Source organism: Mumia spirodelae, assembly GCF_050632745.1.
Taxonomy (GTDB): domain Bacteria; phylum Actinomycetota; class Actinomycetes; order Propionibacteriales; family Nocardioidaceae; genus Mumia.
The window spans coordinates 1,262,269-1,285,533 of sequence record NZ_JBODSD010000002.1; the positions used below are offsets into that span (position 1 = coordinate 1,262,269).

Consider the following 23,265-nt stretch of genomic DNA (forward strand, 5'->3'; position numbering starts at 1 on the left):
CAGGGTGGAGCGAGACGATGGACCCATGACGATCTCCGGTGCACCTGTTCTCCTGCTCGGCGGTGCCGGGCTCCCCGCCTGGATCTGGGACGCGACGCGCGAGGCGCTCGCCCCCGCCCACGAGACCGTGGTCGCCTCCCGGCCCCACGGTCGTACGCCGAGCCTGGCCGACTACGTCGACGCCGCCCTCGCCTCCGCCCCGTGGGACCGGTTCGCCGTCGTCGCGCACTCGTCGGGCGGCGTCGTGGGCAGCGAGCTCGCGCGCCGCGCTCCCGACCGGGTCAGTGTCCTGGTCGGCGTGTGCGCCGTCGTCCCGGCCGCCGGAGGGTCGTTCGTCTCCTCGATGCCGTTCCCCCAGCGGCACCTGCTGAGCCTGGCGATGCGCGTCGCCGGCACCCGGCCGCCGGACGGCGCCATCCGCCGCGGTGTGGCGGCGGGGCTGGACGACGCCACCGCCGAGCGGATCGTCTCGGAGTTCGTGCCCGAGTCGCCCGCGCTCTACCGGGACCGCGTCGGCACCGCCCCGCTCCGCCTGCCGGTCGGCTACGTCACGACGACCCAGGACCGCGAGCTGTCGCCCGCCCTCCAGCGACGGCTGGCTGACAACCTCGGTACGCCGCGGCAGCGGAGCCTCGCGACCGGGCACCTGCCGATGCTGGAGGACGCGACGGAGCTCGCCAACGCGGTCACCGCGCTCCTCGACGAGCGGCGGTCTCAGCTCAGCTGACGAAGACGGATGGTCTCCGGGAGCGTGCCGAGCGCCGTCAGCGTCTCCGGCTCGAGCTGCTTGTCGATGTCGGTGAGCACGTAGCCGATCTCGCCGCGCGTCCCGAGGGTCTGGCCCTCGATGTTGACGCCGTGCTCCCCGAGCACGACGTTGATCGCCGACAGGACCCCCGGCACGTTGTGGTGGATGTGCACCAGGCGGTGGTGGTCGCGGTACGACGGCAGCTGCAGGTGCGGCATGTTCGGGGAGAGGTCGGTCGAGCCCTCGGCGAGATAGGCGTGGAGCTTGCCCGCGACGAACTGGCCGATGTCCTGCTGCGCCTCCATCGTCGACCCGCCGACGTGGGGCGTGAGGATGACGTTGGGCAGACCCCGCAGGTCGGACTCGAACGGATCGCCCTGCTTCTTGGGCTCCACCGGGAACACGTCGACCGCGGCGCCCGCGATGTGGCCGGACTCGATGTGTGCCCGCAGCGCCACCGTGTCGACCAGGATGCCGCGCGAGAGGTTGAGGAACAGCGAGCGCGGCTTCATCCGCGCGAACTCCTGGGCGCCGAAGAGCCCGGCGTTGCCGGGGCGGCCGTCGACGTGGAGCGTCACGACGTCGACCGTCTCCAGCAGCTCGTGCAGGGTCGCGCAGCGCTTGGCGTTGCCGAGCGCGAGCTTGTCGGCGACGTCGAAGTAGTAGACCTGCATGCCCAGCGCCTCGGCGATCACCGAGAGCTGGCTGCCGATGTTGCCGTAGCCGACGATGCCGAGCTTGCGGCCGCGGATCTCGTGGCTGCCCTGCGCGGACTTGTTCCAGATGCCCGCGTGCATGTCGTTGGTCTTCTCGTTGAGCCGGCGAGCGAGCGAGATGATCTCGCCGATCGCGAGCTCGACCACCGAGCGCGTGTTGGAGTACGGCGCGTTGAAGACCGCGACGCCGCGCGCCGCCGCCGCCTTGAGGTCGATCTGGTTGGTGCCGATGCAGAACGCGCCGATCGAGAGCAGGTCGGGCGCGTTGTCGAGCACGCGCTCGGTGACGTAGGTCGTCGAGCGGATGCCCAGCAGGTGCACGCCCTGGACGGCCTCGATCAGCTCGTCCTCGCCGAGGGCGCCCTTGCGGGTCTCGACCTGGTGACCCTGGGCGCGGAGGAGCTCGGCACCGTCGGCGTGGATGTTCTCCAGCAGCAGGACGCGGATGTCGCCGTCGTCGAGCCGCGGCGTGGTCACGGGAAGGTCAGCATTCATGGTGTACAGCGTCTGTGTCGTCACAGGGACACGCCTCCTGGTCAGGTCGGTCCACCCGGGGGTGGCGGTCGACCCAGGGCCCAGGCGTACGGTCCCGCGGTCTTTGGCTGGTGTGCCGCTCCCTGGTGGTCGTCCCACCTGAACGCCAGTCGCGACCCGACCAGTGTAGGTCGTCGGGTCGCACGGGCCGAACGCGTTCCACGGATCGACCCGGCCGGCACGGGTGCCGGCCGGGAGGCCCGTCAGGTGAGGACGTGGGTCAGGAGGCGTCGTCGTCGAGCAGCGCGAGGAACTCCGCGGGCGGCGTGCCCGGGATGTGCGCGAGGCGGACCTGCCCGCGCGAGACGAGCTTGCCCTCCGCGTTGGTCGTGCTCATCTCCCACAGCTGCGTCGTACGCCCGCGGTGGATCGGCGTCGCGACGGTCCGCAGGGTCTCCCCCTCGCGCGCCTGACGGAGGAAGTCGGTGTTGTTGTTGACGCCGACGACCAGGCCCTTGTCGCGGAGCCAGGCCTGCGCGGCCATGCTGGCGGCGCTCTCGTTCACGGCGCAGTGCACCCCGCCGTGGACGATGCCGAACGGCTGCAGGTGCTGCGGGCCCACCGTCCACTCGACGGCGGCGTGGTCGCCCGACAGCTCGACAAAGCGGAAGCCGAGGGTGCCGCCGAGCCCGGTCTCGGACATGGTCGTTGCATCAGTCACATGTCGAGTGTGCCCGGAAGGGGCTTGAACTTGATACCCCCTAGGGGTATGGTCTGACGCATGGACACCCACGCACCCGGATACAGCGCCGACAAGGCCGCGGTCCTCAAGCGTCTCCGGCGCATCGAGGGCCAGGTCCGCGGCCTCCAGCGGATGGTCGAGGAGGACACCTACTGCATCGACGTCCTCACCCAGGTCTCCGCCGCGACCAAGGCGCTCGAGTCCGTGGCGCTCTCGCTCCTCGACGAGCACCTCGCCCACTGCGTCCACGACGCGATCGCCTCGGGCGAGGGCGCCGAGGACAAGATCGCCGAGGCCTCGGCCGCGATCGCGCGCCTCGTGCGCTCCTGACGCGAGGCGGGCCCGGTCGCCGGCCGAGCTCCGTCCAGACGATACCCCTACCCCGTACCCGTAACTGATGAAGGAGACCCTCATGAAGAAGACCTACACCGTCACCGGGATGACCTGCGGCCACTGCGCCGGTGCCGTCACCGAGGAGATCAGCGCGCTCGAGGGTGTCGAGTCGGTCGAGGTCGACCTGGTTGCCGGTGGCGCGTCGTCGGTCCACGTCACGAGCGCGGGCACCCTCGACGACGCGGCCGTCGCCGCAGCGGTCGACGAGGCAGGGAACTACCAGGTCGTGGAGTCGTGACAGTCTCGGCCGACGGGATCACCGGCGCGCCCGAGGAGACGTACGAGCTCGAGATCGGCGGCATGACCTGCGCGTCGTGCGCGGCCCGCGTCGAGAAGAAGCTCAACAAGCTCGAGGGCGTCGAGGCCACCGTCAACTTCGCCACGGAGCGGGCGTACGTCTCCGCTCCCGCGTTCGTCGACGTCGCCGAGCTGGTGGCGACGGTGGAGAAGACGGGCTACACCGCCGAGCCCGTCTCCACGGGACCCGACAAGGCTGGGCCGGAGTCTGCTGCGACGGGGGACGCAGCAGGCTCCGGCCCAGAGGACGACCCCGAGCTGGTGTCGCTCCGGCAGCGGCTCGTCGTCTCGGCCGCCCTGGCGCTCCCGGTCCTCGTGCTCGCGATGGTCCCCGCCTGGCAGTTCACGAACTGGCAGTGGCTGTCGCTCACGCTGGCGGCACCCGTCGCGGTGTGGGGCGCCTGGCCGTTCCACCGTGCGGCGTGGATCAACGCGCGCCACGGCGCGGCCACGATGGACACCCTGATCTCGCTCGGCGTCACCGCCGCGTTCGCGTGGTCGGTGTACGCCCTCTTCTGGGGCGACGCCGGGATGCCCGGCATGACGATGGAGCTGACCTGGTTCGCCCAGGGCTCGGGGGCGGAGGAGATCTACCTCGAGGTCGCGAGCGTCGTGACGGTCTTCCTCCTGCTCGGGCGCTACCTCGAGCAGCGCGCCAAGCGGGAGTCCGGTGCCGCGCTGCGCGCCCTGCTGTCGATGGGGGCGAAGGACGTCACCGTGGTCCGCGACGGGCGCGAGGTCTCGGTGCCGGTGAGCGAGCTCGGCGTCGGCGACACCTTCGTCGTCCGCCCCGGCGAGAAGGTCGCCACGGACGGAGAGGTCGTGTCCGGACGGGCGTCGGTCGACGCCTCGATGCTGACCGGCGAGAGCGTGCCGGTCGAGACCGGACCCGGAGATCGCGTCGTCGGCGGCACCGTCGCCGCGGGAGGCCGGCTCGTGGTCCGCGCGACCGCCGTCGGCGAGGGCACCCAGCTGGCGCAGATGGCGCGGCTGGTGGAGCGCGCGCAGAGCGGCAAGGCCCCGGTGCAGCGGCTCGCGGACCGCGTCTCGTCGGTCTTCGTCCCGGTCGTCCTGGTGCTCGCCCTGGCCACGCTGGTCGGCTGGCTGCTCCTCGGCGGGACGGCCACCGAGGCGTTCGGCGCCGCGGTCGCGGTGCTCATCATCGCCTGCCCGTGCGCACTCGGACTCGCGACCCCGACGGCTCTGCTCGCCGGCACCGGCCGCGGCGCACAGCAGGGCATCCTCGTGAAGGGCCCGGAGATCCTCGAGTCCACCCGCCGCGTCGACACGGTCGTCCTCGACAAGACCGGCACGGTGACCGAGGGCGCGATGCACGTCGCCGACGTCGTGGCGGTCGACGGCTACGACCGCGACGAGGTGCTGCGGATGGCCGGCGCGGTCGAGGCCGCCTCGGAGCACCCGCTGGCTCGGGCGATCACGGCCGCGGCGCGCGAGACGCACGGCGACGTCCCGCTCCCCGAGGTGCACGACTTCACCACGACCACCGGTCTCGGGGTGCGCGGGAGCGTGGACGGGCACGACGTCCTCGCGGGCCGGATGCCCTGGCTCGTCGAGCAGGGCGTCGAGGCCGCCGGCGAGCTCGCCGACGTCGACCCCGCAACCACCCCGGTCCACGTCGCCGTGGACGGAAGGGTCGTGGGCGTCGTGGCGCTCGCCGACCGGGTCAAGCCGACCTCGGCCGACGCCGTACGCCGCCTCCGCGAGCTGGGCCTCTCTCCGGTCCTCCTCACCGGCGACCGCCGTTCGGTCGCCGAGGCGGTGGCCCGCGAGGTGGGGATCACCGAGGTCGTCGCCGAGGTGATGCCCGCGGACAAGGCGGCCGTGGTCGCCGACCTGCAGGCGCAGGGCCGTACGGTCGCGATGGTGGGCGACGGCGTCAACGACGCTCCGGCGCTCGCCGCCGCCGACCTCGGCATCGCGATGGGCACCGGGACCGACGTGGCGATCGAGGCGTCCGACCTCACCCTGGTCCGCGGCGACCTCGGGCTCGCGCCGCGCGCGATCGAGCTCTCGCGCCGGACGCTGCGCACGATCAAGCAGAACCTCGGGTGGGCGTTCGGCTACAACGTCGCCGCGATCCCGCTCGCGGCGGCGGGATTCCTCAACCCGCTGATCGCCGGTGCCGCGATGGCCGCGAGCTCGGTCCTCGTCGTCACGAACTCCCTGCGTCTACGTCGCCTCTGACGCATGCTCCCGTCCTCTCGGGCTCCCCGAGAGGGCGGGAGCCGGCTGCGTCACGCCAGCGCGAAGGTCCTGCGGTACTCCCCCGGGGTCACGCCGACGAGCCGGCGGAAGTGGTGACGCAGGAGCGTCGCGGAGGAGAACCCGCACCGGTGCGCGACGTGGTCGACGTCGAGGTCGGTCGACTCCAGGAGCGCGCGGGCCCGCAGGATGCGCTGCTGCGCGAGCCACTGGATCGGGGTCGTGCCCGTCTCGGCGTTGAACCGGCGGGCGAACGTGCGCGGGGACATGCCCGCCAGCTCCGCGAGCCGGGAGACCGGCTGCTGCTCCTCGAGGTGCTCCACCATCCAGTCGAGCACCTCGGCGAACATGTCGTCGCTGCACTCCGGCACCGGGTGGTCGATGAACTGCCGCTGCCCGCCGTCGCGCTGCGGCGGGACGACCATGCGACGCGCGATGGCGTTGGCTGCCTGGCTCCCGATCTCGCGCCGGACGAGATGGAGCGCGGCGTCGATGCCGGCCGCGGTGCCGGCGCTCGTGACGATGTCGCCGTCGTCGACGAAGAGGACGTCCTCGTTGACCTCGGCGACCGGGAAGGTCTCGCGCAGCAGGGCGGCGTGCCGCCAGTGGGTCGTGCAGGGTCGCCCGTCGAGCAGGCCGGCCTCGCCGAGGATGAAGGCGCCGCTGCAGAGGCTGAGCATCGTGGCTCCGGACGCGTGCGCGGCTCGCAACGCGCCGATGATCTCGGTCTCGATCGGCTCCAGGATCTCCCCGGTCCGGCGCCACGACGGCACGACGGCGACGAGGTCGGCGCCCTCCAGGCCGTCGAGCCCGTACTCGGGCACGAGCGAGCCGCCGACCGAGAGGCGCACGGGTCGCCCGGCCTCCGGTCCGCAGATGCGGAAGTCGAAGGACGGCACGCCGTCCTCGGTCCGGTCGATCCCGAACACCTCGCAGACCACGCCCAGCTCGAAGGCCGCGACGTCGTCCATCACAAGGGCTGCGACGGTCTTGATCATGCGGCCCACGCTACGTGGCAGGATCTATTCGGTCAATGGCTTTCCCGCCACTTTTGGCAGGATCTCATCGGTCGCACACTGATTGCCATGAGGTATTTGAAGTGGTCCAAGAGCAGCAGCACCCCGCGATTCCCGGCCTTCCGGGTCGGCAACGGCAACCGCGACAGCCAGCGCATGAGCGCCGAGCTCGCCGCCATCCGGTCGCACAGCGACGTCACCCGCTGAGCGGTCACGACGGTCGGTCGCGCGCGTCCCGGCGTGCCACGATCGGGGCATGAGCACCCTGATCGGCATCACCGGAGCGACCGGGCAGATCGGCAGCGCGACCGCGCGCCATCTCGCCGACGCCGGGTACGCGACGCGGCTCGTCGTCCGTGACGCCGCACGCGCGCCCCGCCTGCCCCGCTCGGAGGTCGCGGTGGCCTCGTACGACGACGCGGGCGCGTGCCGGACGGCGTACGACGGGATCGACACGCTCTTCCTCGTGTCGGCGACCGAGTCCGCAGACCGGGTCACGCAGCACCGCACCGCGGTCGACGCCGCGGTCGCCGCAGGAGTGCGTCAGGTCGTCTACCTGTCGTTCGCCGGCGCCGGCCCCGACGCGACCTTCACCCTCGCCCGCGACCACGGAGCGACCGAGGAGCACGTCAAAGCCACCCCGCTCGCGTGGACGTTCCTGCGCGACAACCTCTACACCGACGCGATCCGGACGATGTTCGGGGAGGACGGTGCGATCCGCGGGCCCGCCGGTCAGGGCAAGGTCGCCTCCGTGGCCCAGGCCGACGTCGCCGAGGTCGCGGCCCGGGTGCTCGGCGACCCGACCGCGCACGCCGGGGCGGCCTACGAGCTGACCGGTCCCGCAGCCCTCACCCTGACCGAGATCGCGGCCCTGCTGACGGAGGCGACGGGGACGCCGCACCGCTACGTCGAGGAGACGATCGCGGAGGCGCACGCGAGCCGTGCGCACTACGGCGCCCCCGACTGGATGGTCGAGGCGTGGATCAGCACCTACACGGCGATCCGTGACGGCGAGCTCGACCGCGTGAGCTCCGACATCCCGGAGCTGCTGGGGCGTCCCGCCCTGTCGGTCGCCGAGGTGTTCAGCGGGCGGCGCGCAGGATGAGGTCCGTCACCGCCTTCGGGTGACTGATCATCGCCACGTGGGAGCTGCGGATCTCGACCGTCCGCGCGCCGGCACGCGCGGCCATCGCCCGCTCGGCCTCCGGCGGGATGGTCTTGTCGTTCTCGGCCACGAGGTACCACGACGGGATGGTCTTCCAGGCCGGCTCGCCCGAGGGCTCGAGGAACGTCGTGAACGTCGCCGGCCGCTGCGCTGCCGCCATCACCGCCGTCTCCTTCGCCGGCAGGTCGGCCGCGAAGAGCGCCCGGAACGACGACGGGTTGATGTACGCGTCCGCGTCCTGCGGGCCCGCCCCGGGGTAGGGCCGCGTGACGATGTTCGCGAGCAGCTCCGAGTGTCCGCCTCCGAGCTCGCTGGCGGCGGCGACCGTCTCGCCGGCGTCGGGCGCGAACGCCGCGACGTAGACGAGCGACTTCACGTTCGCGTTCCCGGTCGCCGCGTTCGTGATGACCGCACCGCCGTACGAGTGGCCGACGAGCACGACAGGCCCGGGAATGGTCTCGAGGAACGCCCGGATGTACGCGGAGTCGCCGCTCAGCGACCGCAGCGGGTTCGCCGGCGCGTACACGGTGTAGCCCTTCTTCTGGAGCTTCTTCGTCACGTCGGCCCATCCCGACGCGTCGGCGAAGGCGCCGTGCACGAGGACGACGGTGGGCTTCGGCGCCGACGACGGCTTCTTGTGCGGCGGCGCCGCACTGGCGACCGAGCCGAGTCCGAGGACGAGGGTCAGGGCCGCGAACAGCGCGACGAGGGTGCGGCGTCGGCGGGGCGTCGAGCGGGGGATCGGGTGGTGGGGCATGGCGGTTCACTCCTCCGGGCACCGTCAGGTGCCCTTGCGCACGGGAAAGGAGCTGCCGGGCGGATATCCCGAGGCCTGCCGACCGAGCGAGCTGAGAACGGGTCGACGACGGCGGCGACCCGGTCCTGATCATGCGCCCTGGTGCGCACCCTCGCGACTCGAGCGGTCGAGCACGCGCAGCGCGTTGCCGCCGGCGAGCGCGGCCAGCTCGTCCGCGGTCCACCCCCGCGCGGCCAGCGCCTCGAGGATCCGCGGGTAGCCCGAGACGTCCTCCAGCCCTTGCGGGAACCGCACGAAGCCGTCGTAGTCGCCCCCGAGCCCGACGTGCTCGACCCCCATCACCTCGCGGGCGTGCTCGACGTGCCGCACGACGTCGTCGACCGAGACGACCGGCTCCGGCCCCGCCTCGCCCTCGTGACGCCAGCGCGCCCACTCCTCGTTGAGGAAGCTCGGCACGAAGGCGACCATGAGGACGCCTCCGTTGTCCCGCAGGCGGACCAGCACGTCGTCCGGCACGTTGCGCGGGTGGTCGCTCACCGCGCGGCAGCTCGAGTGGCTGAAGATCACCGGCGAGTCGGTCACGTCGAGCGCGTCGTGCATCGTGGCCGGCGAGACGTGGGACAGGTCGACGAGCATCCCCAGCCGGTTCATCTCGCGGACCACGTCGCGGCCCACGTCGGTGAGCCCGCCGTGCACCGGCTCGTCGGTCGCGGAGTCGGCCCAGGCGGTGTTGTCGTTGTGGGTGAGCGTCATGTACGCGACGCCGAGCTCGGACAGCATCCGCAGGACCGCCAGCGAGTCGTCGATGCTGTGGCCGCCCTCGGCACCCAGGAGCGAGGCGACCTTGCCCGCAGCCCACGCCGCGCGGACGTCGTCGCCCGTCCGCGCCAGGGCGAGGTCGTCGGGGTAGGCCGCCACGAGCCGGTGCACGAAGTCCACCTGCTCGAGCGTCGCCGTCACCGCGTCTGCACCCTTCAGCGACGTCGGGACGTAGACGGACCAGAACTGCGCGCCCACACCGCCGCGTCGCAGGCGCGGCACGTCGGTGTGGAACCGGCCGTGCGGGGCGTCGGTGCCGAGGCCGTCGGTCGCGTACGCCGCCTCCGCCCGCGACTCCCAGGCCAGGTCGTTGTGCCCGTCGAAGACCAGCGCCTGCTCCAGCGCCGTACGGACGGTCGGGTCGTCGGTCGCGGCATCGGCGGCCGCAGGGTTCGGGGGCGAGGGATTCGTTGCCGTCACCCCGTCACCTTCGCACGCGACGACGACGTCACGCACGGGCCCGACGCGGAGCGTGTCGCGCGTGGGCCCGTGCGCGAGCTCAGGAGTGCGCCGCCAGGGTGGCGTCGACCTCGCGCAGGAAGTCGTCCAGGTCCTTCGGCGTCCGCGAGGTGATCACCGTGGGACGGCGTGAGTCGTCGACGACCACGGCCTCGTCCACCCAGGTGGCCCCGGCGTTGCGGATGTCGGCCTGCAACGACGCGTACGACGTCAGGCGGCGACCCGCGACGGCGTCGGCCTCGACCAGGGCCCACGGGCCGTGGCAGATGGCCGCGATCGGGCGGCCGTCGGAGGCGAACACCGACACGATGCGGACGGCGTCGTCGTCGAGCCGCAGCTGGTCGGCGTTGATCGTGCCGCCCGGGACGACGAGCAGGTCGTACGCGGAGGGGTCGAGCGTGGAAAGGGTCGTCGTCGGGGTGACCGTCTTGCCAGGGTCCTTGTCGCCGACGAGCGTCTCGATGGCGTCGTCGCTCACCGCGGCGATGTCCACCTCGGCACCGCGCTCGCGCAGGTGCTCGACCGGGACGACGAGCTCGTCCTGCTCCACGCCGTAGTTGGTGGCGATCACCAGGACGCGGCGACCGCTGAGGTCGGCCTCGGACATGGGCGCTCCTTTCCTTCGGGGGTCGTACGGGGACGGGGTACCCGCCGGGGGGCTCCTTCACACCTTCTTCCCGGCGGATCCCGACCTAGGCTCGGCTCATGACCTCATCGATGCAGGAGACGGAGCGCGCCGCGCGCCGCGCCGTCGCCCGCGCGGACGCGCAGCGGGTGCTCCCCCGCATCGCCCACCTGCTGGCGCCGTACAAGGGCAAGATGCTGCTCGTCGGCCTCGCGGTCGTGACCGGAGCCGTGCTCAGCTCGATCGCGCCGTTCCTCACGAAGGCCGTGTTCGACGACGCGCTCTTCCCTCAGCAGACCAGCCCGACGGGAGAGGGCAGCCCGGACCTGGCGCTGCTCGGCTGGCTCGTCGCGGGGCTGTGCGCGATCCCGGTGGTGACCGCGCTGATCGGGATCGGGCAGAACTACCTGACGTCGACGATCGGCAACTCGGCGATGGCCGACCTGCGTGGGCGGCTGTTCGCGCACCTGCAGACCATGGAGCTCGGCTTCTTCACCGCGACCAAGACCGGGGCGATCCAGTCGCGCCTGGCCAACGACGTCAGCGGGGTGCGGACGGTCCTCACCGACACCGCGACCACCATCCTCCAGAACGCCGTCACCGTCGTCTCGGCGTTCGTCGCGATGGTGATCCTCTCGTGGCAGCTCACGATCATCACGCTGATCCTCATGCCGCTCTTCGTCGTGATCCAGGTCCGCGTCGGCCGGCGCCGCCAGCGGCTCGCCCGCAAGACCCAGGAGTCGCTGTCGGAGATGACGGCGATCACCGAGGAGGCCCTGTCGGTCTCCGGCATCCTGCTCGCGAAGGTGTTCAACCGGGCGGAGAGCGAGACGCTGCGCTACCGCGAGGAGAACCAGCGCCAGACGCGCCTGCAGGTCACCGCCGCGATGACGGGACGCACCTTCTTCGCGATGGTGCAGACGTTCTTCGCGATCACGCCCGCGCTGATCTACCTCGTGTCCGGGCTGATGCTGACCGGGCACCTCGACTACGCCGGCGCGGGTCTGACCGCCGGCACCCTGGTCGCGTTCACGACGCTGCAGGCACGGCTGCAGATGCCGCTGATCCAGCTGATGCGGGTCACGCTCGACGTCCAGACGTCGCTCGCGCTGTTCCGCCGGATCTTCGAGTACCTCGACCTGGAGCCCGCGATCGTCGAGAGCCCCGACGCACGGCCGCTGCCCGACACCGGACGCGGTGGCCGGGTGGAGTTCCGCCACGTCTGGTTCCGCTACCCGCCGCCGCGGCTCCTCGGGATCCAGCAGCCGCGCGACACCGACGAGGAGGACCCGGTCACCGAGGAGCGGTGGACGCTGCAGGACGTCTCGCTCACGGTCGAGCCCGGTCAGCTCGCGGCGATCGTCGGTCCCTCGGGCTCGGGCAAGACGACCATGACCTACCTCGTGCCGCGCTTCTACGAGGTGACCGAGGGCGCCGTCCTCATCGACGGCGTCGACGTGCGCGAGGCGACCGAGCACTCGCTCGCCACCACGGTCGGGATGGTGACCCAGGAGCCGTACCTCTTCCACGGCACGATCTACGAGAACATCGCCTACGCGAAGGAGGGCGCGACGCCCGAGGAGGTCGAGCAGGCCGCCCGAGACGCGAACATCCACGACCGGATCATGAGCTTCGCGGAAGGGTACGACACGGTGACCGGGGAGCGCGGCTACCGGCTCTCGGGAGGCGAGAAGCAGCGGGTGGCGATCGCCCGCGTGTTCCTGATGAACCCGCGCGTGCTGATCCTCGACGAAGCGACGTCCGCCCTCGACACCGAGACCGAGCGACTGGTGCAGGACGCGCTGGAGCGTGCGACGGTCGGGCGGACGACGATCGCGATCGCCCACCGGCTGTCGACGATCCAGAACGCCGACGTCATCTTCGGGCTCGAGGACGGGCTGCTCGTCGAGCAGGGCACGCACGCGGAGCTCCTCGCCGAGGGCGGGCTCTACTCGCGCCTGTACGTCGAGCAGTTCGGCGGCGGTGAGATCGAGGGCCGGTTCCGGGACGGGGTCGTCTTCCGGGACGGGACCTGCGTCCGTGACAGCGAGGACCACGTCCGCGCCGACGTCCGCATCTGAGCGCGCGTCACTCCTGGATCACGGACAGGACGTTGCCCGCAGGGTCGGTGAACCACGCGATGAGCGGGCCGCCGCCACGGAAGATGCCCTTGTCGTCGGTCGCCGTGGGCGTGCCCTCGTACTTCTCGAACGCGACGCCGCGCTCGGTGAGCCCGTCCACCGCTGCCTCGATGTCGGGCACCGGGAAGTTGAGGATCGTGTACGACGCGGGCTGGTGCTGGTCCCCCTTCGGGTAGACGAGCGTGTCCCGCCCGCCCGCGAGGTGCAGCGTGAGCATCCCGTTCGCCTCGGAGACGTCGAGACCGAGCGTGTCGGCGTAGAACGCCTTCGCAGCGGCGACGTCGTCGACCGAGAAACCGCTGTAGGCCGGTGATTCGGCGAGCATGTCCGTCCTCCTGACGGGGTCGCGTCCGGACCCCTTCCAAGGCTGACCGGTGTAGGCCCCGAAAGTCACCGGCGCCGCAGCGGCCGCGTCGCGGGTCCTTCCACCACCGTGCCGTCCTCGGCGAAGCGCGACCCGTGCAGCGGGCAGTCCCACGTGCGCTCGGCGTCGTTCCACTCGACGATCCCGCCGAGGTGGGTGCACACCGCCGACAAGGACGGCCCGTCGTCGGAGACCGCGCAGGGCGGCACCCCGCGGACCGACGGCGCGGCATCGTCGCGCGACATCGCCGCCGACACCCAGCCCTTGCCGAGCTCGACCCCGACGGCAGCGTTGACCGAGGCGGCCTTCGCCGCGTCGCGCAGCGCGGGTCGGCGCCACGAGCGGACGGCGTCGCGCCACGGGGGCTTCTCCCCGAGGACGTCGCCGGCCAGCGCGAGCCCCGCCGCGGCCCCCATCGCCATCCCCCACTTGTCGAAGCCGGTGGCCACGTGGATCCGCCCGTCGGTCGGGAGCAGCCTCCCGACGTACGGCAGGCCGGACGTCGGTGAGTAGTCCTGCGCGGACCACGTCGCGAGGGGCTCCCCCACGCCGAACGTGCTGCGGGCCCAGGCCACCAGGTCGGCGACCTTCAACGCCTCCGAGCGGGCCCGCCCGGTCGTGTGCCCGCTGCCGCCGACGACGAGCACCGACTCGTCCGGGGTCGACGTCCGCAGGGAGCGCGTCGGCGCGTCGATGGAGAGGTGCATGGCGTCCACCGCGGGGCCGTCGGTGCGGAACGCGGCGGCGTACGAGCGCTTCGGCGAGAGGCGGGCGAAGAAGCCGCCGCGGTCGAGGATCGGCGTGCCGGTGGCGAGAAGGACGTGGCGGGCGTCGACGGTGGCGCGCTCGGTCCGGACCCGGCGGCGTCCCGTGCCGTCCACGCCGAGGACGCGCGTCCGTTCGAACACCCGCGCACCCGCCTCGACGGCGTCGGCCATGATCCGGTCGGTCAGCGCGACAGCGTCGATCTGTCCCTGCCCCGCGAGGCGGAGGGCCCCGCGGACCGGGAACGGCAGGCCGGGATCGGGGTCGCGCACCACGGCGAGGCCGGCTGCCTCGCACGCCTCCTGCTCCGCCGTCAGCTGCTCCTCGCCACGGGCGGTCGTCGCGTACGTGACCGCGTCCCGCACGTCGTACGGGATCCCGCTGGACTGGCAGAACGCCTGGATCCACTCCTGCCCGGACCGGTTCGCCTCGACGTACCCGCGGAGGTGCTCGGGATGGTGCCGGCGGACCGTCGAGAGGCGCGATCCCTGCAGCAGGCTGACCTTGCCGGTCGTGCCGCCGGTCGTGCCTGCGGCGACGGTGCGCCCCTCGAGCACGACGACCGAGGTCCCGGCGCGTGCGAGGGCGAGGGCGGCGGTCGCCCCCACCAGCCCGGCCCCCACGACCGCGACGTCGCAGGCGACGTCCTCGGCGAGCGGGGCATACGTCGGGCGGTCGGTCTCCCTGTCGTGCCACCAGGACTGCATCGGGCTCCTTCCGTCGGCGCTCCTGTACCCACCTTCGCCCAGGACACTCGGCGTTTCAGACCGGCCGCACCCGGGTACCCCCCGAGCACCGTCAACCCGAGCGCGGAGGGAGCCGACGTGGCCGCGACCGAGTGCGACGTGGTCGTCGTGGGGGCCGGGCCGAACGGCCTCGTCGCGGCGAACCTGCTCGCCGACGCCGGCCTCGACGTCCTCGTCCTCGAGGCGCAGCCCGAGATCGGCGGGGCCGTCCGCAGCGCCCGGGACGTGCACCCGGACTACGTCCACGACACGTTCAGCTCGTTCTACCCGCTCGCGGCCGCGTCGAAGGTGATCCGCGGGCTCGGGCTCGAGGAGCACGGCCTCGAGTGGACGCACGCGCCGGCGGTGCTCGGGCACCCGATCGCCGACGGGTCGTGGGCGATGCTGCACCGCGACGTCGACGCCACGGCCCGGTCCCTCGAGGCGCTCGGGACCGGCGACGGAGACCGCTGGCGCGCGTGGGTCGACGACTGGGCGCACATCGGGGACGCTCTGGTCGACGCGTTGACGACCCCCTTCCCGCCGGTCCGCGCGGGGGCCCGGACGCTGTGGGCGCTGCGCTCGGTCGGCGGGCTCGACTACGTACGCCGTCTGCTGGAGCCGGTGAGCGCGCTCGGGCGCGACGGCTTCCGGGGCCCCGGGGCGGCGCTGCTGCTCGCCGGCAACGCGGGCCACGCCGACATCCCGGCCGACGCCGCCGGCTCGGGCCTGATGGGCCTGCTCATGACGATGCTCGGGCAGACCGTCGGCTTCCCGGTGCCGCGGGGCGGCGCGGGCGAGCTCGCGGGGGCCCTGGCCCGTCGGTTCCAGAGCCTCGGCGGCACGGTCCGGACGTCCTCCCGCGTCGACCGCGTGCTGCTGGACGGCCGCCGCGCCACCGGCGTACGCATCACCGGCGGCGAGGTCGTCCGGGCCCGTCGCGCTGTGGTGGCCGACGTCGTCGCCTCCTCGCTGTACGGCGAGCTGGTCCCGGAGGACGAGCTGCCCCCGCGCCTGCGCCGGCGGATGCGGTTCTTCGAGCTCGACCCGGGGACGGTGAAGGTCGACTTCGCGCTGAACGGCCCCGTGCCCTGGTCCTCGCCGCCCGAGACGCCGCCCGGCACGGTCCACGTCGCCGACTCCGTCTCCGCGATCGCGGAGGCCACCGCGCAGATCACGGCGCACACCGTGCCCTCCGAGCCGCTCCTCATCGTCGGGCAGATGACGACCGCCGACGGGACGCGGTCGCCCACGGGGACGGAGGCGCTGTGGGCGTACGCGCACGTGCCTCAGCACGTCCGCCACGACGCGGGCGGCGACGGCCTCACCGGCCGCTGGGACCGCGACGAGGTGGAGCGCTTCGCCGATCGCATGCAGCGCCGGATCGAGGTGCACGCCCCCGACCTGGCGAGCCGGATCGTCGCCCGTCGGGTGCTCGGCCCTCGGGAGCTCGAGGCCCGCGACGCGAACCTCGTCGGCGGTGCGATCAACGGGGGCACGTCGGCGATCCACCAGCAGCTCGTCTTCCGCCCCGTCCCCGGCAACGGCCGCGCGACGACCCCCGTGCCCGGCCTCTTCCTGGCCTCGGCGTCGGCCCACCCCGGCGGCGGGGTCCACGGCTCGCCCGGCGCCAACGCCGCACGCGCCGTCCTCGCCGAGCCGTCCCTGGTCAGGCGCGCGCGCCCGCTGCTCGCCCGGGTGCGCCGCGACGGTGTCCCACGCCCTTCGAGAAGGAGTCCACGATGACGCTCGTCTCCCGCGAGATCGCTGCCCCTGCGGACCAGGTGTTCGCCGTCCTCGCCGACGGCTGGACGTACGCCTCGTGGGTGGTGGGGGCCTCGCGCATCCGCCACGTCGACGCGGGCTTCCCCGAGCCCGGGACCAAGATCCACCACTCGGTCGGCTCGTGGCCGCTGCTGATCGACGACACCACGAGCGTGATCTCCTGCGAGCCGGGGCGACGCCTCGAGCTGGAGGTGCGGGCGTGGCCCGTCGGGGAGGGGTACGTCGGGCTCACGCTGCGCGAGACCGGGGCGACGACGACGGTGGACATGGAGGAGCACACGGTCAGCGGACCGGCGAAGCTCCTGCCGAAGCCCGCGGAGGCCCTCAGCCTGAAGGCCCGCAACCGCGAGGCGCTGCGCCGGCTGGCGTACCTGGTCGAGGGGCGCGGGCGCTAGCGGTCGTCAGCCTCGCGGGTCGACCAGGATCCCGTCGAGGACGATGTCGAGCATGGGCCGTGCGTCGTCCGTCGACAGGCCGGCCTGGTCGACGACGGAGGCGACGCCGTTGACGAGCCGCTGGACCTGGTCGGCGTCGACGTCGGGGCGGACCGCGCCGGACTCGACGAACGTGCCGAGCACGCGCGCGTTCACGTCGCGCAGCACCTGGCACCGTCCGTAGATCGGCGAGCTGGGGTCACCCATCGCGGTGGCCATCATCGCGGCCGCCCCGCGGTAGACGACGATGTTGTCGACGAAGCTCGCGAGCCACGTGCTGAGCGTCTCGCGCGCCGGAGCCGTCGAGGACACCGCGGCCTCCCCGTCGGCGGCGAGCGCGTCGATCCAGTCCTCCAGCAGCGCGTCGACGAGGTCCTCCCGCGTCGGGAAGTGCCGGTAGAGCGTGCCCGGGCCGACCCCGGCGCGCTTCGCGATGGCGTCGAGCGAGCAGTCGGCGCCGCTCTCCCGGAAGACCTCGCGCGCCGTCTCGAGGATCTTCTCGTAGTTGCGTCGCGCGTCGGCCCGCATCGGCCGGGCACGCCGGCTCGCCTCCTGGGTCGTCACGTACGCCACCCTCTCGCACCGCGACCCGCGTGTCCTTCCGGGGTCGCGGCAATTGCGCTTGCCAAAACGGAGACAGTCTCCGTATCGTCATGCTCAGGCCCGAAACGGAGCCTGTCTCCACCTATCCTAACGCACGCGATCTCCTCGAAGGAGCCTCCATGGAGTCCACCCCGACGTCCCGCCGGACCGCGATCGGCCTGGGCATCGTCTCCACCGCCCAGCTGATGCTCGTGCTCGACGCCACCGTCGTGAACGTCGCGCTCCCCGGCATCCAGGACGACCTCGGCTTCTCGCCCGCAGGGCTGTCCTGGGTCCTCAACGCGTACGCCCTCGCGTTCGGCGGTCTGCTGCTGCTGGGCGGCCGCATCGGCGACACGATCGGTCGGCTGCGCGCGTTCGAGATCGGTCTCGCGACGTTCGTGGTCGCGTCGCTGCTGGGCGGGATCGCCGGCACGCCGGAGCTGCTGGTCGCCGCGCGGACGCTGCAGGGCGTCGGCGCCGCGCTCGCCGCGCCGAGCGTCCTCGCGCTGATCACGACGACCGCCCGCACGACCCACGAGCGCAACCGCGGCCTCGCCCTCTTCAGCGCCGTCTCGTCGGCCGGAGCCTCGCTCGGGCTGATCCTCGGCGGCATCCTCACCGACTGGGGGTCGTGGCGGTGGACGCTGTTCGTGAACGTGCCGATCGGGATCGCGGTCATCGTCTCGGCGCGCCGCTTCGTCGCCGAGACGCCCCGCCAGCGCAGCCGGTTCGACGTCGCCGGCGCCCTGACGGCCACGCTCGGCTCGCTCGCGCTCGTCTCCGGTTTCATCAGCGCGGCCGAGCGCGGGTGGGACTCGCCGCTCACGTACGGCGGGCTGGCCGCCGGCGTGCTGCTGATCGCCGTGTTCCTGCTGGTGGAGGCACGGACCCCGGCGCCGCTCCTGCCGTTGACGCTGCTGCGCGACCGCGGCCGGGGCGGGGCGCTGCTCACGATGGCGCTCATCGTCGGAGGCCAGTTCGCGCTGTTCTTCCTGCTCGTGCAGTACCTCCAGCGTGTACTCGACCTCGGACCGCTCACCGCCGGTGCCGCGTTCCTCCCGCTGACCGCCGCGATCTTCGCGGTCTCGCGCGTGGCGCCGCGGCTCGTCGAGCGGTTCGGCGTGCGGCCGCTGCTGGTGACCGGAAGTCTCGCCCTCGCCGCCAGCCACCTCTGGCTCAGCACGCTGGACGCGTCGAGCACGTACGTCGCGTCCGTCCTCGGCCCCTTGGTGCTCAACGGCCTGGGCGCCGGGCTCGCGTTCATGCCCTCGACCGTCGCGGCCCTGCGCGGCGTCGCACCCGAGCACGCGGGGGCGGCGTCAGGCCTCCTCCAGACCGTCCAGCAGGTCGGCGGCTCGGTCGGGATGGCGGTCGTCGTCACCGTCTACGCCTCGTACGCGGTGCCGGGCGACTTCGTCCCGGGCGTCAGGGAGGCGCTCCTCGTCGCGGCCGCCTTCACCGTGGTGGCGGCAGCGGTCGCGCTGGTGACGCAGCGGCGTACGAGCGAGCCGAGGGTCGCCGCCCCGGAGCCGGTCGGCCAGGACGCGTGACCCTGGCGGGCGCGGGGTCTAGGGGACGAGCGCGGCCGCCTTCGCCGCGTAGACCTCGCGTTCGCGGGCGTTGCCCGACAGCGCCGCCGCCTGCTCGTACGCCTCCTGCGCCTCCGTGGTGCGGCCCAGGCGGGCGAGCAGGTCGGCGCGGACCGCGGGGAGCTGCGGGTACGACGCCAGCGCGGGCGTACCCGCGATCGCGTCCACCACGGCGAGCCCGCGCTCGGGGCCTTCGGCGAAGCCGACGGCGACCGCCCGGTTGAGCTCGACGACCGGCGACGGCCACGCGTGACGGAGCAGCACGTAGAGCGCCGCGATCCGGCGCCAGTCGGTGTCCTCGGCCGTCGCGGCCCGCGCGTGGCACGCGGCGATCTCGGCCTGGATCGCGTACGCCCCCAGCGCCGGCGCGTCCGGACCCGGAGCACTGGCCAGCTCCTCGGCGCGGGCGAGCGCCTCCAGCCCGCGACGCAGCAGCGTACGGTCCCAGCGACGGCGGTCCTGGTCGAGCAGCAGGACGGGACCCCCGTCCGGCGAGGTCCGGGCCGGGATGCGTGAGGCCTGAAGCTCCAGCAGGGCGACGAAGCCGTGGACCTCCGGGTCGTCGGGGACCAGCGTGGCGAGCAGGCGGGCGAGGCGCAACGCCTCCTGGCACAGCGCCGGACGCATCCAGTCGTCGCCGGCCTGCGCGGCGTACCCCTCGTTGAAGATCAGGTACACGACCTCCAGCACCGACCTCAGCCGTGCCGCGCGCTCGCCCGCGTCCGGCATCGCGAACACGACTCCGCGGTCGCGCAGCGTCTTCTTCGCCCGGGAGATCCGCTGCCCGGCCGACGCCTCCGGGATGAGGAGGCCGCGCGCGATCTCGCCGGTGGTCAGGCCGCCCAGGCAGCGCAGCGTGAGCGCGACCCGTGACTCGACCGAGAGGACGGGGTGGCAGGAGGTGAAGATCAGCCGCAGGAGGTCGTCGCCGATGTCGTCGTCCAGCGCGTCCTCGACGTCGTCGCCGGCGGCGTACGCGAAGGTCTCCTGGTCGCGCCCGATCTGCTCGAGCTTGCGCTGGTAGGTGCCGCGCCGCCGTGCCGCGTCGATCGCGCGGTTCTTGGCGGTGGTCATCAGCCAGCCGGCGGGGTTCGGAGGGATGCCGTTGCCGGGCCACTGCTCGAGCGCGACGACGAGCGCGTCCTGGGCGAGCTCCTCGGCGAGCCCGACGTCACCGGTCACCCGTGCGAGACCGGCGACCAGGCGGCCGGCCTCGATCCGCCACACCGCCTCGACCGCCGCCCGCGCCTCCGCCTCGCCCGCCATCACCGCCGATCCAAGCACACACCCGCCCCCGCCCCGTCCCCGTTTTGAAGGGTTGCGGTCGGATTCCGGACCTCGGAACCAACCGGAACCCTTCAAAACGCGGACGGGGGCGGGGACGGGACGGGCGGGGAGGCGTCAGGGGAGGGCGGCGAAGTCCTCGGGGCCGAAGAGCTTCACGACCCGGGCGCTGCCCTGCCACGCGGGCCAGTGCTCCTGGTGCAGCGCCAGGAAGCGACGCGCCCACTCGACGGCCTCCTCCTTGGAGCGGACCTCGTACAGCGCGTAGCTGATGAGCTCCTTCGCCTCGGTGAACGGACCGTCGCTCACGGTGATCTCACCGCCGGTCAGGTCAACCCGGGCCCCGAAGGCGCTCGGAGCGAGCCCGGCGTTGTCGAGCATGGCGCCCGAGCTGGTCGCCTCCGCGCCGAGCGCGGCGATCGCCTCCATGAGCTCGGACGGGGGTGGGCCCTCGGGCGGGGTGCCGTCGAGCAGGACGAGATAGCGCATGGTGATCTCCTTCGTACGAGGGTGGTGGCGGATCAGGAGGCGGTGCGGTACTGGTCGACGGCGACCGCGGCGAGCCACCCGAAGACGGTGACGACGCCCGCGGTGAACGCGAGGTTAGCGGCGGCGGCGCCCGTCCCGGCGGCGACCGCGCCGAAGCCCGCGAGGAACAGCACGCCGACCGTCCGGGAGGCGATCGCCCAGCCCCGCCGACCGTCGCTGCCGTAGCGCCGCGCCATCACGAAGCACGCGACCGCGAGGCACGTGAAGCCGACGCTCCCGGCCATGAGGTGGAGCATCCCGTGCCAGGAGACCTCGCCGGGGCCGTCGGGGGTGCCCGCCGGGAACCCGTACGCGGCGTCGGCGCGGAAGGCGCCCGCGGCGAGGAGGGAGACCCCGTACGCCGCCACGAGGCGCGGCGCCCAGCGCGCGCCGCGACCGGGCGCCAGCGACCGGCGCAGACCCACCGCGAAGGCGAGGACCATGAGCCCGGTGATGACGAAGTTCGCGACCTGGATCCAGCCGTGCTCGCCGAGCGCGAGCATGCTCCACTGGTGGACGGCCGGGTCGAAGCCATCGCGGGTGAACGCGCTCGCGAGCGCGACGGTCACGTAAAAGGGGCCGGCGAGGACGCCGTACCCGAGCAAGGACTTCGTGACCCGGGTCTGCGGGTCACAGGCGGTGCGGGTGCTGCCGAGGGTGTGGGTCGTGGTGGTCATGAGGTGCTCCTGCAGTCGTCGGCCGCCGCCCCTCGCGTCGGCCTCTCACGACCTCCACGAACGACGGCGGCCGACTTTGCGCCACCACCAGAACTTTTTCTCCGGGCGAGATCTGCGGGCTAGAGCGCGAGCCCCACGTACTTGACCTCGAGGTACTCGTCGATGCCCTCGGCGCCGCCCTCGCGACCGAAGCCGGACGCCTTCACACCACCGAACGGCGCGGCCGGGTTGGACACGACGCCCTGGTTGATGCCGACCATCCCGGTCTCGAGCCCCTCGTACACCCGGACCGCGCGCTCGAGGCTCTCGGTGAACGCGTACGCCACCAGGCCGTACTCGGTGTCGTTGGCCATCCGCAGCGCCTCCTCGTCGGAGGAGAACGTGAACACCGGCGCCACCGGGCCGAAGATCTCCTCGCGGAAGACCTGGGCGTCCTCGCCGACGCCGGTGAGCACCGTGGGCGGGTAGAAGTAGCCCGGCCCGTCCGGGACCTCGCCGCCGGTGAGCACGGTCGCGCCCGACCCGACCGCGTCGGCGACGAGCTCGGCGACCTTGTCGCGCGCCTTGCCCTCGACCAGCGGACCGACCTGGACCCCGTCCTCGGAGCCGCGCCCGACCGTCATCGCGCCCATCCGCTCGGCGAGCTTCTGGGCGAACGTGTCGGCGACCGACTCGTGCACGAGGAACCGGTTGGCGGCAGTGCACGCCTCACCGATGTTGCGCATCTTGGCGAGCATCGCCCCGTCGACGGCCTTGTCCAGGTCGGCGTCCTCGAACACGAGGAACGGCGCGTTGCCGCCGAGCTCCATCGACACCCGCAGGATGCCTTCGGCGCTCTGCTCGATGAGCTTGCGGCCGACCGGGGTCGAGCCGGTGAAGGTGAGCTTGCGCAGGCGCGGGTCGCGGATCAGCGGCTCCATCACGTCGCCGGTCGCGGTCGTCGTGACGACGTTCAGCACGCCGTCGGGCAGTCCTGCCTCGGCCAGGATGTCGGCCAGCGCCAGCATCGTCAGCGGCGTCAGCGCGGCGGGCTTGACGACCATCGTGCAGCCGGCGGCGATCGCCGGACCGATCTTGCGCGTGCCCATCGCGAGCGGGAAGTTCCACGGCGTGATCATCAGGCACGGGCCGACCGGCTGCTTGAGCGTGAGGAGCCGGGTGGCCCCGTTCGGCGCCACGGCGTAGCGGCCGTTGATGCGGACGGCCTCCTCGGAGAACCAGCGGAAGAACTCTGCGCCGTACGCGATCTCCGCCTTCGACTCCGAGAGCGGCTTGCCCATCTCGAGCGTCATCAGCAGCGCGAGGTCGTCGGCGCGCTCGGTGATGAGCTCGAACGCCTTGCGCAGGATCTCGCCGCGGTCACGGGGTGCCGTCCGGGCCCAGTCGGACTGCGCGGCGACCGCGGCGTCGAGCGCGGCGAGGCCGTCGGCGACAGACGCGTCCGCCACCTCGGCGATGGTCTTGCCGGTGGACGGGTCCTCGACCGCGAAGGTCTTCTGGCCTTCTGCGTCACGCCACTTCCCTCCGACGAAGAGCTGGGGATGCACCCCCGCGACGACCTCGGACTCGCGACCTTCCAAAGACATGACGACCTCCTCGTGCGTGGCTTCTCCTCGATCCTCCCGCGCCACCCCCGCAGATGCACGAGCCGGGGTGTCGCCCGCGCGGCTCACGGCGTTACACGTCGTCCGCGACGCGCGCTCCGGCGTACCGGCCGTGGGACCAGTACCGTCGAGACATGCCCCAGAAGAGCTGGTCCGACCTGACCCCGACCCAGCGCCGCCTCGTGGTCGTGGCCGGCGTCGCCGAGACCGCCATGACGGTCGCGGCCCTGGTGAACCTGGCCCGGCGCCCCGCGAAGGCGGTCCGTGGCCCGAAGGCCGCGTGGGCGGCGGCGTGCTTCGTCCAGCCCGTGGGGCCGGTGGCGTACTTCCTCGTCGGGCGCCGCTGAGCC

The 23,265-nt window shown here is 72.9% G+C and carries 24 protein-coding genes and 1 riboswitch; of the genes, 11 read left to right on the forward strand and 13 right to left on the reverse strand.

Annotated features, from left to right (window positions below):
* Positions 1-25 precede the first annotated feature (25 nt).
* On the forward strand, positions 26-727 hold the full coding sequence (locus ACQSSQ_RS15330) for an alpha/beta fold hydrolase (RefSeq protein WP_431327950.1): 702 nt from the start codon (positions 26-28) through the stop codon (positions 725-727).
* Here the strand turns inward: ACQSSQ_RS15330 and serA are convergent.
* The gene (serA, locus tag ACQSSQ_RS15335; RefSeq protein WP_431327951.1) at positions 715-1,959 is read right to left on the reverse strand and encodes a phosphoglycerate dehydrogenase; all 1,245 of its coding nucleotides are present in this window, start codon (positions 1,957-1,959) and stop codon (positions 715-717) included. The two genes, ACQSSQ_RS15330 and serA, sit on opposite strands and share 13 nt — an antisense overlap.
* A 71-nt stretch (positions 1,960-2,030) precedes the next feature.
* Positions 2,031-2,122, reverse strand: a riboswitch (ZMP/ZTP riboswitch).
* A gap of 96 nt (positions 2,123-2,218) precedes the next feature.
* Entirely contained in the window at positions 2,219-2,659 is a 441-nt protein-coding gene (locus tag ACQSSQ_RS15340; RefSeq protein WP_431327952.1) for a PaaI family thioesterase, read from the reverse strand.
* Positions 2,660-2,719: 60 nt separating this feature from the next.
* Here ACQSSQ_RS15340 and ACQSSQ_RS15345 point away from each other — a divergent pair, with 60 nt between their 5' ends.
* The 3 genes from ACQSSQ_RS15345 (at position 2,720) to ACQSSQ_RS15355 (ending at position 5,575) form a co-directional block, all read left to right on the forward strand.
* A complete protein-coding gene (locus ACQSSQ_RS15345) occupies positions 2,720-3,010 on the forward strand; it encodes a metal-sensitive transcriptional regulator (RefSeq protein ID WP_431327953.1) in 291 nt (96 codons plus the stop codon).
* A gap of 67 nt (positions 3,011-3,077) precedes the next feature.
* Positions 3,078-3,311, forward strand: coding sequence for a heavy-metal-associated domain-containing protein (locus ACQSSQ_RS15350; protein ID WP_431327954.1), 234 nt, complete (start codon positions 3,078-3,080; stop codon positions 3,309-3,311).
* Positions 3,308-5,575 (forward strand): heavy metal translocating P-type ATPase, encoded by a 2,268-nt coding sequence (locus ACQSSQ_RS15355; RefSeq protein ID WP_431327955.1) that lies wholly within the window; start codon positions 3,308-3,310, stop codon positions 5,573-5,575. The genes ACQSSQ_RS15350 and ACQSSQ_RS15355 overlap by 4 nt, the downstream gene beginning before the upstream one ends.
* Before the next feature lie 50 nt (positions 5,576-5,625).
* On the opposite strand, the gene ACQSSQ_RS15360 is transcribed toward ACQSSQ_RS15355, so the two are convergent.
* Complete coding sequence (locus ACQSSQ_RS15360; RefSeq protein WP_431327956.1) at positions 5,626-6,591, reverse strand: GlxA family transcriptional regulator; 966 nt, start codon at positions 6,589-6,591, stop codon at positions 5,626-5,628.
* 87 nt (positions 6,592-6,678) lie between these two features.
* Between ACQSSQ_RS15360 and ACQSSQ_RS15365 the strand changes: the two genes are divergently transcribed.
* Both ACQSSQ_RS15365 and ACQSSQ_RS15370 read left to right on the forward strand, forming a co-directional pair.
* Complete coding sequence (locus tag ACQSSQ_RS15365; RefSeq protein WP_431327957.1) at positions 6,679-6,816, forward strand: hypothetical protein; 138 nt, start codon at positions 6,679-6,681, stop codon at positions 6,814-6,816.
* A 49-nt stretch (positions 6,817-6,865) separates the two neighbouring features.
* Positions 6,866-7,714 carry an SDR family oxidoreductase gene (locus ACQSSQ_RS15370; protein WP_431327958.1) on the forward strand — a complete coding sequence of 283 codons (849 nt, stop codon included), beginning with the start codon at positions 6,866-6,868 and terminating at the stop codon, positions 7,712-7,714.
* Here ACQSSQ_RS15370 and ACQSSQ_RS15375 read toward each other — a convergent pair.
* From ACQSSQ_RS15375 to ACQSSQ_RS15385, 3 genes are all read right to left on the reverse strand, one after another.
* Positions 7,692-8,531 (reverse strand): alpha/beta hydrolase, encoded by an 840-nt coding sequence (locus tag ACQSSQ_RS15375; protein ID WP_431327959.1) that lies wholly within the window; start codon positions 8,529-8,531, stop codon positions 7,692-7,694. The two genes, ACQSSQ_RS15370 and ACQSSQ_RS15375, sit on opposite strands and share 23 nt — an antisense overlap.
* A gap of 129 nt (positions 8,532-8,660) precedes the next feature.
* A complete protein-coding gene (locus ACQSSQ_RS15380) occupies positions 8,661-9,770 on the reverse strand; it encodes a dipeptidase (RefSeq protein ID WP_431327960.1) in 1,110 nt (369 codons plus the stop codon).
* Positions 9,771-9,849: 79 nt separating this feature from the next.
* Entirely contained in the window at positions 9,850-10,416 is a 567-nt protein-coding gene (locus tag ACQSSQ_RS15385) for a DJ-1/PfpI/YhbO family deglycase/protease (protein WP_431327961.1), read from the reverse strand.
* A gap of 98 nt (positions 10,417-10,514) precedes the next feature.
* Between ACQSSQ_RS15385 and ACQSSQ_RS15390 the strand changes: the two genes are divergently transcribed.
* Entirely contained in the window at positions 10,515-12,515 is a 2,001-nt protein-coding gene (locus ACQSSQ_RS15390) for an ABC transporter ATP-binding protein (RefSeq protein WP_431327962.1), read from the forward strand.
* Between the two features lie 7 nt (positions 12,516-12,522).
* Here the strand turns inward: ACQSSQ_RS15390 and ACQSSQ_RS15395 are convergent, their stop codons facing one another.
* Together ACQSSQ_RS15395 and ACQSSQ_RS15400 are read right to left on the reverse strand one after the other, a co-directional pair.
* Positions 12,523-12,900, reverse strand: coding sequence for a VOC family protein (locus tag ACQSSQ_RS15395; RefSeq protein WP_431327963.1), 378 nt, complete (start codon positions 12,898-12,900; stop codon positions 12,523-12,525).
* A gap of 65 nt (positions 12,901-12,965) precedes the next feature.
* Positions 12,966-14,411, reverse strand: a complete 1,446-nt coding sequence (locus tag ACQSSQ_RS15400) for an FAD-dependent oxidoreductase (protein ID WP_431327964.1) — start codon at positions 14,409-14,411, stop codon at positions 12,966-12,968.
* Between the two features lie 117 nt (positions 14,412-14,528).
* On the opposite strand from ACQSSQ_RS15400, the gene ACQSSQ_RS15405 reads away from it, so the two are divergent.
* Together ACQSSQ_RS15405 and ACQSSQ_RS15410 are read left to right on the forward strand one after the other, a co-directional pair.
* Positions 14,529-16,175: a phytoene desaturase family protein gene (locus tag ACQSSQ_RS15405; protein WP_431327965.1), complete on the forward strand. Its 1,647-nt coding sequence runs from the start codon at positions 14,529-14,531 to the stop codon at positions 16,173-16,175.
* Positions 16,172-16,609 carry an SRPBCC family protein gene (locus ACQSSQ_RS15410; RefSeq protein ID WP_431327966.1) on the forward strand — a complete coding sequence of 146 codons (438 nt, stop codon included), beginning with the start codon at positions 16,172-16,174 and terminating at the stop codon, positions 16,607-16,609. The genes ACQSSQ_RS15405 and ACQSSQ_RS15410 overlap by 4 nt, the downstream gene beginning before the upstream one ends.
* A gap of 6 nt (positions 16,610-16,615) precedes the next feature.
* Here the strand turns inward: ACQSSQ_RS15410 and ACQSSQ_RS15415 are convergent, their stop codons facing one another.
* Positions 16,616-17,212 (reverse strand): TetR/AcrR family transcriptional regulator, encoded by a 597-nt coding sequence (locus ACQSSQ_RS15415; protein WP_431327967.1) that lies wholly within the window; start codon positions 17,210-17,212, stop codon positions 16,616-16,618.
* 158 nt (positions 17,213-17,370) lie between these two features.
* Between ACQSSQ_RS15415 and ACQSSQ_RS15420 the strand changes: the two genes are divergently transcribed.
* Positions 17,371-18,783, forward strand: a complete 1,413-nt coding sequence (locus tag ACQSSQ_RS15420) for an MFS transporter (protein WP_431327968.1) — start codon at positions 17,371-17,373, stop codon at positions 18,781-18,783.
* Positions 18,784-18,801: 18 nt separating this feature from the next.
* On the opposite strand, the gene ACQSSQ_RS15425 is transcribed toward ACQSSQ_RS15420, so the two are convergent.
* From ACQSSQ_RS15425 to ACQSSQ_RS15440, 4 genes are all read right to left on the reverse strand, one after another.
* Complete coding sequence (locus ACQSSQ_RS15425) at positions 18,802-20,088, reverse strand: RNA polymerase sigma factor (RefSeq protein WP_431327969.1); 1,287 nt, start codon at positions 20,086-20,088, stop codon at positions 18,802-18,804.
* A gap of 135 nt (positions 20,089-20,223) precedes the next feature.
* Positions 20,224-20,595, reverse strand: a complete 372-nt coding sequence (locus tag ACQSSQ_RS15430) for a YciI family protein (protein ID WP_431327970.1) — start codon at positions 20,593-20,595, stop codon at positions 20,224-20,226.
* A 32-nt stretch (positions 20,596-20,627) separates the two neighbouring features.
* The gene (locus ACQSSQ_RS15435; protein ID WP_431327971.1) at positions 20,628-21,311 is read right to left on the reverse strand and encodes a DUF998 domain-containing protein; all 684 of its coding nucleotides are present in this window, start codon (positions 21,309-21,311) and stop codon (positions 20,628-20,630) included.
* Between the two features lie 119 nt (positions 21,312-21,430).
* Positions 21,431-22,897, reverse strand: coding sequence for an NAD-dependent succinate-semialdehyde dehydrogenase (locus ACQSSQ_RS15440; RefSeq protein ID WP_431327972.1), 1,467 nt, complete (start codon positions 22,895-22,897; stop codon positions 21,431-21,433).
* 152 nt (positions 22,898-23,049) lie between these two features.
* On the opposite strand from ACQSSQ_RS15440, the gene ACQSSQ_RS15445 reads away from it, so the two are divergent.
* Positions 23,050-23,262: a PLD nuclease N-terminal domain-containing protein gene (locus tag ACQSSQ_RS15445; RefSeq protein WP_431327973.1), complete on the forward strand. Its 213-nt coding sequence runs from the start codon at positions 23,050-23,052 to the stop codon at positions 23,260-23,262.
* Positions 23,263-23,265 lie beyond the last annotated feature (3 nt).